Below are 11826 nucleotides of genomic sequence, written 5' to 3' on the forward strand. Positions count from 1 at the left end.
CCCGCGAGATCACGGCCGCCGACGGCGCGGTGCTGTTCGGCGGGTTCGGCATCGCCGAGTACGGCGCCACCGACGCACAGTTCCAGTCCGACCTCGCCCAGCTCCTGGTGACGACGACGGCGCTGTACGGCGCCCGGGCCGCGGTCGGCGCGGCGATCGACGCGTTCGGCAAGGACGCCATCCTGACGGCCTCGCGCCGGCTCACCAAAATCGCTGTGCCCAAACGGCTCCGCACGTCGCTGCCGAACTCCGGCGCCCTCATCTCCGGCGCCCGCAGCGAGGTGAAGCGGCAAACGGGCGCCGACCAGATCACACCGGAAACCATCACCCGGTTCACCCGCGGCCAGCTGATCCAGCTGGTTCTGTTCGGCGCGCTCGTCTATGTCGCCTATCCCTTCATCAGCACCGTGCCGACGTTTTTCTCCGAGCTGCGGACCGCGAACTGGTGGTGGGCCCTGCTGGGGCTGCTGATATCGGCGGCGACCTACGTGGGTGCGGCGGCCGCGTTGTGGGCCAGCGCCGACGAATCGGTGAACTTCTGGAGGCTCTCGATCGCGCAGGTGGCCAACACGTTCGCCGCGACCACCACGCCCGCCGGCGTCGGTGGACTGGCGCTGAGCACACGGTACTTGCAGAAGGGCGCAGGGCTGTCGGCGGTGCGAGCCACCACGGCCGTGGCGCTGCAACAATCGGTGCAGGTGATCATGCACCTGGTGCTGCTGATCTTGTTCAGCACCCTGGCCGGCGCGTCGACGGACCTTTCCCACTTCGTCCCGACCGCCACCGTGCTGTACCTGATCGCGGGCGTGGCGCTGGGCATCGCGGGCACGTTCCTGTTCGTGCCCACGCTGCGGCGCTGGCTGGCCACCGACGTGCGCCCGAAGTTGCAGGAGCTGAGCGGCGACCTCATCGAAGTCGCCCGCGAACCCAAACGGCTGAGTTTGATCGTACTCGGCTGTGCCGGAACAACACTGGGGTCCGCATTGGCGCTGTGGACCAGTATCGAAGCCTTCGGCGGCGGCGCGTCCCTTGTCAGTGTCACCGTGGTGACGATGGTCGGTGGGACGCTGGCCTCCGCCGCCCCCACACCCGGCGGCGTCGGGGCCGTCGAGGCCGCCCTGATCGGTGGGCTGGCCGCATTCGGTGTGCCCGCGGCCATCGGCGTGCCGTCGGTGCTGCTGTATCGGGTGCTCACCTGCTGGCTGCCGGTGTTCGCCGGCTGGCCGGTGATGCGCTGGCTGACGAAACACCAACTGATATGACGCCCGGTTCCCGATGGGCCGCATAGCTATTCGGCGGCGCTCGCCACCACCAGCACCACCGATTTGCGGACGCTGCGCCCGACCGTGGTGGTGAGAAAGACCGGGTAGTAGTCCTCGGGCACCGACGGTGTCAGGGTGATCGCGACGCCGGCGGTGGCCGCACCGTCTTGGCCGAACTCCCCGAACGACCGTGACGGTGCGATCCCCGGCTCGGGCGAGACCCCGGTGACGGTGTAGTCGCCGGGGCCGTCGGTCATGCGCTGCAGGTCGACTTTCACCGTGCCTGTCCCGCCGGGAGCGATCCTGACGACGGGCCGCGGGATGTTGACGGTCACCGCCGAAGCGCCCGTTCCGAATGACGGTCCGGCGCTGGATTCGGTGGTGCCCCAGTGCCTGTCGGGATATTTGGCGAGCGAGAAACTCAGCTCACCACCGGTGCGGACGATCGATTCCGGAAGAAAGGTGTGCTCGGTGGGCCGGCCGTCCACCCTCAGGCCGCTGACATACCTCAGGTGGCCGGGCCCGGAGGCGCCCGGGGCGCTCATCCGAATGGACCTGCCTCCGGGTAGCCCGATCACGGCCCGGTCGAACAGCGGCGCTGACACGCTGAGGACCGGCACCGCCGGGATGCCCGGATACAGTCCGAGTGCGGCCCACACGTACCAGCTGGACAGCGCGCCGAGATCGTCGTTGCCCGGCTCACCGTCGGGCGTCGGCCCGTACAGCCCACGCACCCGGTCGACCGTGAGCTGGGTCTTCCACGGCTGGCCAACGTAGTTGTACAGCCACGGCACCCCGAAGCTCGGCTCGTTGCCGGCCCACAGATACGGCTCGTTGGGACCCTCGTTGAGCTTCGTGGTGAACCGGTCGAGCCGGCCGGCCACCCGGTTGCGCCCACCCAGGGCGGTCACCAGGCCGGCGATGTTGTGTGGCACCGACCAGACGTACTGTTCGGCGTTGCCCTCGTCGTACCCGTCCTGGCCGAAGCCCTCGGAGTCGACGAATCCCGGTCCGGAGCCGAAGAATCCCATCGTGCTGCGGGGCGAGATGTAGCGGGTGCTGGGATTGAACAGGTTCTGCCAGTACTGCGCCCGGCGTCCGAATTCGGCCGCGGTCGCGGTGTCTCCGAGCGCGCCCGCGAATCGGGAGATGGCGAAGTCGTCGATCGACCATTCCAGCGTGATCGAGGCGTCGGCGATGCGACCCCCGGTACGGAATTCCAGGCTGAACGGCGCGTACCGCAACGCCTGGTAGGTGGCGATGCCCGGCCGTTCCACGTAGCCGTTGAGCCCGACTCCCCCGGTGGTCGCCGCGTCGACCATGTAGCGCAACGCCGTTCGTCGGTCGAAGTTCGCACCGCCGTAGGCGTAGAAGTTCGCGATGAGCGGCACGACACTGTCCCCGGTCATCTCCCCGGTCGCGGAATTGGCCAGCGCCCAGCGGGGCAGCGCGCCGCTCTGGGTGGCGTCGTTGACCAGCGATTGGGCCATGTCGCCGGCCTGCTGCGGGAAAAGCAGCGCCTGCAGGGCCGCCAGGCAGCGGTAGGTGTCCCAGTCGGAGAAGTTCGCGTATTGGGTGTGCCCGTCGGGCACGGCATGGATGGCGCCGTCGAAACCCAGGTAGCGTCCGTCGGCGTCGTTGAAGGTGCTGGGGTGCAGCAGCGAATGGTACAGCGCGGTGTAGAAGGTCTTCAGTGTTCCGGTGTCCCTGCCGGCCAACGCGATTCGGGACAGGGTGGCATTCCATTGCGCCGAGGCGGCGGCACGGGTGCCGTCGAAGCCGTCCACGTTCTCGGCGTCCAGATTCGCCCGGGCGCCGTCGATGCTGACGTAAGAGATCGCGGTGTGCACCTCGATCTGGGAGCCGGACGGGAACTCCACGTATCCCCCGCTGTAGGGCGACGCCGCGTCGCGGGCGCCGGCATAGATCCAGTAGCCGTCCCAGGTGCCGTGGGAGGTGAAGGGCCGGTTGAATTTCATCGCGAAATACACCGTGTAGGTGTTGGGTTTGCCGCAGAATCCGCCGCTGGTCGCCCAGCCCGTGATCGTGGTGTTGTCCTCGCCGATCTGGATGGTCGCGCGGGAGTTGCCGGCCAGCGACGCACCGGAGCGCACGTGGAACAACGCGGGCCGGCCGTCGTCGGGGTAGTGGACCCGGGCCACACCGGTGCGGGTGGTGGCGGTCAGTTCGGCGCTCACCCCGGTGTCGGGGAACCGCACCCGGTAATAGCCCGGCTCGCCCACCTCGGTGTCGTCGTGGGCGATCGTCTCCCAGGCGTTCCACGGCTGCGAGCCGAGCGCGGTGGTGGTCGGCAGCATCGAGATGTCGCCGAAGGCGGCGCAGCCGACCGAGGCGTGGGTCATGCTGAACCCGGTGGAACGCGGGTTGTCGTAGTTGTAGCCGGCGTAGTTGTCGACGGTGTCCGGTGAGTACTGCACCATGCCGAACGGCACCGCCGGGCCGGGGAAGTTGTTGATCTCGCCGACGGTCTCGCCACCGGTGCCGGTGCCGATCAGGGTGTCGACGTAGTCGGCGGGATTGGTGACGAGCTTGGGCTCGCCCTCGTAGGCGGTGGGCGGTGCCGCTGCGACGAACGTCAGGAACACCGCCGTCACCACCACCAGCGCGGTGAAGGCGCTTCGTGACCGCATAGCTGTTCCTTACCCCACGGCGGCGGTGTCGCGTGGCCGTTTCGGCAAGCCGGCGGCACTCACCTAACCGGGCCCGGCGCCTGCGGCCGCGCGGGTGCGGGCGATCACCGGCTCACCGAACCCCGCGGCGCGCACGTCCCGTCGCACCGCGTCGGAAACCGCTTGCACCAGCCCGGTCGGCACCAACGCGATCACACACCCGCCGAATCCGCCACCGGTCATCCGCGCCCCCAGGGCGCCCGCGCGCACTGCGGAGTCGGCGATCAGGTCGATGTGGCCGGTGGTGATCCCGAAATCGTCGCGCATGGACACGTGCGACGCGGTGAATATCCGACCCGCCTCGGCGAAGTCGGACTCGCCAAGCGCGGCAACGCAATCGAGCACCCGAAGGTTCTCGGTCAGCACGTGCCGGGCACGGCGCGCGTCGATCGGGTCGGCTACCGCGGCCACCGCCGCGGGTCCGCGTTCCTGGGCGTCGCGCAGCGTCGGCACCCCGAGGTCGGCGGCCGCGCGCTGGCACGACGCGCGCCGCGCCGCATAGTCGCCACCGGCGTGCCGGTGCCGGGCCCGCGAGTCGATCACCAGCAGCGCGATGCCCGCCGCGTCGGGGTCGAAGGCCACGGGTGCGACGGTGAGGTCGCGGAAGTCGACCAGCAGCGCGGTGGCCGGCGCACCGCACAGCGAGGCCAGCTGGTCGAGCAGCCCGGTGGGGACGCCGACGTAGTCGTTTTCGGCGCGCTGAGACAGCCGCGCCCGCTCGAGGGGCTCGATGCGCAGACCCGCCGCCGACGCGATCGCGCCCAGCACCGCGCATTCCAGCGCCGCCGAGGACGACAGACCCGAGCCCATCTCCACCTCACTGGTGATCGCCATCGCGCCGCCCGGCACCGCGTAGCCGGCCCCGCGCAACGCCCACACCACCCCGGCCACATAGGCGGCCCACCCGGTCACGTCGCCGGGCACGGTGCAAAGGGCGATGCGCACCGTGTCCTCGCCGCGGTCGCTGGCCACCGCGATCTCGTCGCCTCCGTCGGGGGTGAACGTCACCACGGTGCGCTGCGGCAGCGCGATCGGCAGCGCGAATCCCAGGTTGTAGTCGGTGTGCTCGCCGACCAGGTTGATGCGCCCGGGCGCGGCGTAGCGGACCCTCATCCCAACTCCCGCAGCCGCCGGGCCACCTCTTCGGGTGTGACGTCGCCGATGAAGGCGTCCATGGCCGATTCGGAGGCCGCCAGGTACTTCAGCTTGTCCGCGCTGCGCCGGATCGACATCAGCTCGACGTGGAAGCAGCCGTCGGCCTGCGCGGCCGTGTCGGTGTACTGGTGCAGCGCCGAGATGTAGGGCAGCGGAGCCGCGTACAGGCGGTCGAACCGTTGCAGCACGTCGAGGTAGATCCGGGCGAACCCGTCGAGTTCGTCCGCGCCGAGCTCGACGAGGTTGTGCGCGAAGCGGTTCGGGTAGATGTGGACCTCGACCGGCCAGCGCGCCGCGAACGGCACGAACGCCGTGAACAGCTCGGTGCGCGCCACGACGCGGCCGCCGTCGGCGACCTCGGCGGCCAGCAGGTCGGCGAACAGGTTGCCCCCGTGGCGCATCCGGTGTTGGCGTGCCTGCACCAGCATGGCGGCGGTCCGCGGGGTCAGGTACGGGTAGCCGTAGATCTGTCCGTGCGGGTGGGTCAGCGTCACCCCGATCTCCTCGCCGCGGTTCTCGAAGCAGAACACCTGCTCGATGCCCGGGGTGACCGTCAGTTCGGCAGTGCGGTGCCGCCACGCCTCCACGACCAGCCGCGCGTGCGCCGGCTGAAGTTCGGCGAACGATCCGGTGTGCGCGCTGGAGAAGCAGACCACCTCGCTGCGGCCGTGCCCGGGGGCGGACACGAAGCCGTCACCGGGTTCCGGCGCCGGCGCGGCCGGTCCGGCACCGGACAGGCTGGGGAACCGGTTCTCGAAGACCACGACGTCGTAGTCGGTGGCGGGCACCTCGCTGGTCAGCCCGCTCGGCCCCGGACACAGCGGGCATTGGTCGGGGGGCGGTTTGTAGGTGCGGTCCTGGCGGCGCGCCGCCACGATCACCCACTGCCCGGTCGTGCGGTCATACCGCAGCTGTGACTGGTCCACGGCGTGCTCGGGCAGTGGCCTGCGGTCGGCGACGGGCGCCGGGCGGTGCCCGGGTAGCGCGAAGAACAGCAGCTCACGGCCATCGGCCAGCTTCGCCCGGGTCGGCGCCATGGTCTCGAAGGGTAGCGTGTTGGCGTCCGCCCCACGGTTGAGGCCGGGGCCCGGCCGCGAGCATCCGCAGCACCGGTGTACCCCGGCCAACATCGACTCGGCGATGATCTAACCCATGACCGAACCGGTGGCCCCCCGCGTGGCCGTCTATCTGGACTTCGACAACATCGTGATCTCGCGCTACGACCAGGTTCACGGACGCAACTCGTTCCAGCGGGACAAGGCCAAGGGCCTCGATCCCGAACGGCGGGCCCGCGCGACGGTGGACGTCGCGGCGATCCTCGACTTCGCGTCCTCGTTCGGGACGCTGGTACTCACCCGCGCCTACGCCGACTGGTCAGCCGACGTCAACGCCGGCTACCGCGGCCAGTTGGTCGCGCGTGCTGTCGACCTGGTGCAACTGTTCCCCGCCGCGGCCTACGGCAAGAACGGCGCCGACATCCGGCTGGCCGTCGACACCGTCGAGGACATGTTCCGGCTGCCCGACCTGACCCACGTGGTGATCGTGGCCGGCGACTCCGACTACATCCCGTTGGCGCAGCGGTGCAAGCGGCTGGGCCGCTACGTGGTGGGCATCGGGGTGGCCGGCTCTTCGAGCCGCGCGCTGGCCGCCGCCTGCGACGACTTCGTCATCTACGACGCGCTCCCGGGGGTCCCGGCCCTCGAACCGGCACCCGCGACGGCCGAGGCGGAGACGGGGAAAGCACCGCCGCAGCGCCGCGGCGGCCGGGCCAAGGATGCGCACCCCGAGGAGGCCCCGACCGGGGAGTCGGAGCAGCCCGACCCGCAGGCCGCCGCCACGGCGCTGCTCACGCGGGCGCTGCAGATCGGGCTGGAGAAAGACGACGTCGACTGGCTGCACAATTCCGCGGTGAAGGCGCAGATGAAGCGGATGGATCCCTCGTTCAGCGAAAAGTCCTTGGGATTCAAGTCTTTCAGCGACTTTCTGCGTTCGCGCTCGGATGTCGTTGAGCTGGACGAGACGTCGACCACCAGGATGGTGCGACTGCACGTCGACACGTGACGACGGCGACCCCGGAGCCGGGGCCGGCCCGAACGTCCAGCGGCCCCAGCATGATCCGCGCGCGTCATCGACAGCCGCCTTTTGCCGCCACACATTGTGCGAAAGTCGTCCGAGGCACCGCACCGGGAGCCGATAGGAGACCGCCATGACCGTCGGCTCTGCTGCCGCAAGCGTTTTCGAAGCCGATCTGCCTTCGCTCGCATACGACGACGAGGAGACCCCCGCCGAGATCCGCCCCGGCTGCGGGCCGCCCTGCGGCAGGCTCCGGTCGCGCTGGGCCCGCACGGGCCCGAGGTGCTCTCCTGCCGACTGGTCCGATCCGTGCTCCGCGACGCCCGATTCCAGATCCCGCCGGGCTTGAACATGCTCGCCCAGGGCATCAGCTCCGGGCCAAGGCCTTCACCCCGCGCGCGGTGCGGCGGCTGCACGACACCATGGCCGCGGTGATGAACGAGCTGGTCGACCACGTCGCCGACGCGGGACGCTGCGACGTGGTCACCGACATCGCCCGCCCGTACCCGGTGCCGATCATCTGCGCCCTGCTCGACGCGAACTGATTCCCCGCACCGCGCCAGCCGCGTACCGTCCCAACGATGAAAATGCGCACGACGCCCGACGGCGCGGCTCTCGTTTCGCCGGACAACTTCGTCAGGGCGGAAAGCGACCTGTATTTCGGCACCATCGTCTCCGACGGCGGGTTCGGGAGGTTCACCCACATCCGCGAGCTCACGCCGCTGGACAACCAGCTGGTGGTGCGCTCGAACCGCGACACCCTCTACTCCGCGGGCGTCTTCGACCTCGACGCCGGCCCCGTCGCGATATCCCTGCCCGATCCCGGTGACCGGTTCATGTCGATGCAGGTGATCTCCCAAGACCACTACACGCCGGCCGTGTTCTACGGGCAGGGCGAACACACGCTCAGCCGCGACGGCCTGGGCACCCGGTACGTCATGGTGGCCATCCGCACCCTGGTCGACCCCGGCGACGAGGCCGATTTCGCGACGGCTCATGCGCTGCAGGATGCGATCGCGGTGCGGCAGGACGGCGTCGGCCGCTTCGAGGTCCCCAGGTGGGACCCGGCCAGCCAGAAGACCGTGCGGGACGCGCTGCTCCAACTCTCGACCACGTTGCCGGACTCCGCGGGAATGTTCGGCACCAAGGACGACACCGACCCCGTGCGACGCCTGATCGGCTCGGCGGCGGCATGGGGCGGCAATCCGCAAAGGGACGCCATGTATTTCAGCGTCCATCCGGCGCACAACGACGGCGCCACCCGGTACCGGCTGTGCGTGGACCAGGTGCCGGTCGACGGCTTCTGGTCGGTCACCGTCTACAACAGGGACGGCTACTTCACCGCCAACCCGCAGAACGCCTACTCGCTCAACAACCTCACCGCGCAACGCTCCGCCGACGGCACGATCGTCATCGAGTTCGGCGGCTGCGGGCCCGCGACGGCGAACTGCCTGCCGATCACTCCGGGCTGGAACTACATCGTCCGGCTATACCGCCCGCGCGAGCCGGTCCTCAGCGGCGCGTGGGTCTTTCCCGAAGCCGAGCCGATTCCGTGACGCAGGGCCCTGTGACGTTCAACGCGGGCAGCGGGCAGTCGGGTTTCTTCAACCCGGAGTGAGCCAGTCGATCGGACAACGGCAGGCCGCCGGCGCTCATCACGTCACGACGGGTCAGGGGTCAGATGCAGAACAATGTCGCGAGGAACAGGATGTCCATGCCGGCGGCCATGGCGGCCTGCGCCAGGTTTCCCAGGGATCTGACCCGGACGGCGCCGGCGTCGGTGAGGTAGCGCAGCATCCAGAAAAGCGTTGCGGCCGTGAAGATCAGTGCGCCGAGCCAGTTCACGGCGGTGATCCGAGCCGAACCACCGTTCATGGTCACATACATCCAGGCCGTCGCCAGCATCATCAGGGCGTGATACCCGCTCAAGCGCCGCGGGGCGGGCGCGGGGTCGGCGACGAGCACCAGCGTCGCGAACCACACCGCCGCCAGCAGGAAAAACACCGCGAGTGGCGTGGTCGGGTATCGCATGCTCCACGGCCAGGCCATCGCCGCCATCGCGCCTGCCATCGCGACGTGCAAACCGTGGCTGACGACCACCCTCGCGGGCCGGCGTTGGGTGAGGATCGGGAGGGCGCACTCGACGGCGCCCAGCGCGAACAACCCCGTCACGACCCACCGCAACAGGACGCCGTGGATCACGTGATCGCGAGCCGCTCGGGCAGGGCCTTGCGCGTTTCGTCGCGGCCGAAGCGGCGCAGCCGCAGGGAGTTGGTGACCACGCTGACCGAGGACAGGCCCATCGCCGCGCCCGCCACGACGGGGTTGAGCACCCCGAAGGCGGCCAGCGGGATCGCGGCGGTGTTGTAGCCGAAGGCCCAGCCCAGGTTCTGGTGGATCGTGCGCAGCGTCTGACGCGACAGTTGCAGGCAGCGCACGACACCGTCGAGCCGGTCGGACATCAGTGTGATGTCGGAGGCCTCGATGGCCACGTCGGTGCCGGTGCCGATCGCGATGCCCAGGTCGGCCTGGACCAGCGCGGGGGCGTCGTTGACGCCGTCGCCGACCATGGCGACCAGCCTTCCTTCGTCCTGGAGCCGGCGGATCTCGTCGACCTTGTCTTCGGGCAACACCTCGGCCAGCACCCGGTCGATGCCGACCTGTTCGGCGATCGCGGCTGCGGTGCGGGCGTTGTCGCCGGTGATCATCGCGACCTGCAGCCCCATCTCGTGCAGCCGGCGCACCACCTCGACGGCGTCGTCCTTGATCGTGTCGGCCACCGCCAGCACGCCCACCACCCGGTCGCCGCGGCCGACGAACACCGCGGTGCGACCCTGCTCTTCGAGTTCGGCGACCGCGGTCGCAAGATGCTCGGACAGGCGCAGGCCGTTGTCCTCGACGAGCTTGCGCCGCCCGACCAGCACCGACTGGCCGTCGACCTCGGCGCGCACGCCGTGGCCGGCCAGGTTGGTGAACGACGTCGCGGCCGGTACATCCAGGTCGCGCTCGCGGGCGCCGGCGACGATGGCCGCACCGATGGGGTGCTCGGAACCCGATTCGACCGCGGCGGCGAGCCCGAGCACCACATCGCTCTTGTGCCGCTTGTCGGCGATGACATCGGTGAGCCGCATCTGGCCGCGGGTCAGGGTGCCCGTCTTGTCGAACACCACGGTGTCGATCCTCTTGGAGGCTTCCAGCACCTCACCGCCCTTGACCAGGATGCCCATCTCTGCGCCGCGGCCGGTGCCGGCGATGATCGCGGTGGGGGTGGCCAGGCCCAGTGCGCACGGGCAGGCGATGATCAGCACCGAGACCGCCGCGGTCATGCCCGCGACCGGGTTGGCCGCCAGCAGCGCCCACCCGACGAACGTCAGCGCGGCCACGCCCAGCACCGCGGGGACGAACACCGCTGAAACCCGGTCGGCCAGCCGCTGCACCGGGGCCTTGCCGCCCTGGGCCTGCTCGACCAGGCGCACGATCTGGGCCAGCGCGGTGTCGGCGCCCACGGCGGTGGCGCGCACGGTGAGCAGCCCGTCGGTGTTGACGGTGGCCCCGGCCACCCGGTCGCCCACCGTCTTCTCGACCGGCATCGACTCGCCGGTCAGCATCGACTCGTCCACCGCGGCGCGCCCGTCGAGGATCTCGCCGTCGACGGGGATCTTCTCACCGGGCCGCACCAGCAGCAGGTCGCCGACCTGCACCCGCTCCACCGCCACCAGCACCTCCTGACCGTCGACGAGCAGGCAGGCCTCCTTGGCGCCCATCGCCAGCAGCGTGCTGATCGCCTCACGGGTCTTGCCGGTGGCCCGGGCCTCGAAATAGCGGCCCAGAACCACGAACGCGATGATCAACGCGGCGGTATCGAAGAACAGCGGCCCCCCGGCGAACAGCTGGTAGGTGGAGTACGCGAACGCGGTCAGCGTGCCCAGGCTGATCAGGGTGTCCATGCCCGCGGACCCCGCCCGCGCCTGTCGCACGGCTCCCGCCAGGAACGGCCGACCGGCCACGAACTGCACGGGCACCGTCGCGGCAAACGCCAACCAGCCCGCCCACGCGCCGCCGAACAGCATCGGCGCCGCCATCGACACCAGACCCAGCGGCACGGCAAGCCACACCCGCCGCAACCAGGTGCGCTGCTCGCCTTTCGGATCGGCGGGCGGCGCCCCGTGACACGACGGCGCCGGCTGATGGCAGCTGCCTCCGCCGTCGGACTGCGCGGTGCCGGCACCCGACGACAAGCCCAGCGCGCGCAGGAGTCCGCCGGCGATCCGCGCCAGCACCCCGGCTTCGCCCACACTCGCCGAGTACGGGGCGCGGGCGGGCACGGAATCCGCGGGGACGTCCCGGGCCGCCACGATCGCCGACAGCACCGCGGCGGTGTCGCAGTCGTCGGGCAGATACCAGATCACCACCGATCCCGTCCGGGGATAGGCCTGCACCGCACGCACCCCGGCCACCTGGGCGACCGTCTCTTCGATCGCGACCGCGAGGGTCTGATCCATAGCAAACCCTCTGGTGCGCAAACGAATTCGTCCACCGCCCTGGGAGACGACCTCGAGCGCGGGGCCGGTGTCAGCGGCAGGTGCGCGCACCGGCGCTCCGGTGACAAGGGCCTCAGTGGCAGGCATTGCCACCCTCGCGGGTCG

Annotated in this window: 8 protein-coding genes and 1 pseudogene; 4 read left to right on the plus strand and 5 right to left on the minus strand. The window is 70.2% G+C overall.

The features are described from left to right. Positions 1-1262, plus strand: a 1262-nt coding sequence (locus tag AC2VOK_RS16705; RefSeq protein WP_428901478.1) for a lysylphosphatidylglycerol synthase transmembrane domain-containing protein, incomplete at its 5' end; no start/stop codon positions are given. A 26-nt stretch (positions 1263-1288) separates the two neighbouring features. Here the strand turns inward: AC2VOK_RS16705 and AC2VOK_RS16710 are convergent. From AC2VOK_RS16710 to galT, 3 genes are all read right to left on the minus strand, one after another. Then, the gene (locus AC2VOK_RS16710; protein ID WP_428901479.1) at positions 1289-3913 is read right to left on the minus strand and encodes a GH92 family glycosyl hydrolase; all 2625 of its coding nucleotides are present in this window, start codon (positions 3911-3913) and stop codon (positions 1289-1291) included. Positions 3914-3976: 63 nt separating this feature from the next. After that, on the minus strand, positions 3977-5065 hold the full coding sequence (locus AC2VOK_RS16715) for a galactokinase (RefSeq protein ID WP_428901480.1): 1089 nt from the start codon (positions 5063-5065) through the stop codon (positions 3977-3979). Then, positions 5062-6144 carry a galactose-1-phosphate uridylyltransferase gene (galT, locus tag AC2VOK_RS16720; protein ID WP_428901481.1) on the minus strand — a complete coding sequence of 361 codons (1083 nt, stop codon included), beginning with the start codon at positions 6142-6144 and terminating at the stop codon, positions 5062-5064. Before galT ends, AC2VOK_RS16715 begins: the two co-directional genes overlap by 4 nt. A gap of 115 nt (positions 6145-6259) precedes the next feature. Between galT and AC2VOK_RS16725 the strand changes: the two genes are divergently transcribed. The 3 genes and pseudogenes from AC2VOK_RS16725 to AC2VOK_RS16735 all read left to right on the plus strand — a co-directional run bounded on the left by AC2VOK_RS16725 (position 6260) and on the right by AC2VOK_RS16735 (position 8736). After that, positions 6260-7168, plus strand: coding sequence for an NYN domain-containing protein (locus tag AC2VOK_RS16725; RefSeq protein ID WP_428901482.1), 909 nt, complete (start codon positions 6260-6262; stop codon positions 7166-7168). A gap of 145 nt (positions 7169-7313) precedes the next feature. Next, positions 7314-7719, plus strand: a pseudogene (locus AC2VOK_RS16730) (cytochrome P450); the annotation flags it as partial. 48 nt (positions 7720-7767) lie between these two features. After that, positions 7768-8736 (plus strand): DUF1214 domain-containing protein, encoded by a 969-nt coding sequence (locus AC2VOK_RS16735; RefSeq protein ID WP_428901485.1) that lies wholly within the window; start codon positions 7768-7770, stop codon positions 8734-8736. Positions 8737-8857: 121 nt separating this feature from the next. Here the strand turns inward: AC2VOK_RS16735 and AC2VOK_RS16740 are convergent, their stop codons facing one another. Beyond that, on the minus strand, positions 8858-9382 hold the full coding sequence (locus AC2VOK_RS16740) for a DUF5134 domain-containing protein (protein WP_428901483.1): 525 nt from the start codon (positions 9380-9382) through the stop codon (positions 8858-8860). Next, positions 9379-11682 carry a copper-translocating P-type ATPase gene (locus AC2VOK_RS16745; RefSeq protein WP_428901484.1) on the minus strand — a complete coding sequence of 768 codons (2304 nt, stop codon included), beginning with the start codon at positions 11680-11682 and terminating at the stop codon, positions 9379-9381. The genes AC2VOK_RS16740 and AC2VOK_RS16745 overlap by 4 nt, the downstream gene beginning before the upstream one ends. Positions 11683-11826 lie beyond the last annotated feature (144 nt).

The sequence above is a fragment of the Mycobacterium sp. TH-M116 genome, from assembly GCF_057473685.1.

Coding starts and splice junctions, on each gene's coding strand:
- AC2VOK_RS16710 (WP_428901479.1), bottom strand. CDS start 3,913: ATGCGGTCACGAAGCGCCTTCACCGCGCTGGTGGTGGTGACGGCGGTG.
- AC2VOK_RS16715 (WP_428901480.1), bottom strand. CDS start 5,065: ATGAGGGTCCGCTACGCCGCGCCCGGGCGCATCAACCTGGTCGGCGAG.
- galT (WP_428901481.1), bottom strand. CDS start 6,144: ATGGCGCCGACCCGGGCGAAGCTGGCCGATGGCCGTGAGCTGCTGTTC.
- AC2VOK_RS16725 (WP_428901482.1), top strand. CDS start 6,260: ATGACCGAACCGGTGGCCCCCCGCGTGGCCGTCTATCTGGACTTCGAC.
- AC2VOK_RS16735 (WP_428901485.1), top strand. CDS start 7,768: ATGCGCACGACGCCCGACGGCGCGGCTCTCGTTTCGCCGGACAACTTC.
- AC2VOK_RS16745 (WP_428901484.1), bottom strand. CDS start 11,682: ATGGATCAGACCCTCGCGGTCGCGATCGAAGAGACGGTCGCCCAGGTG.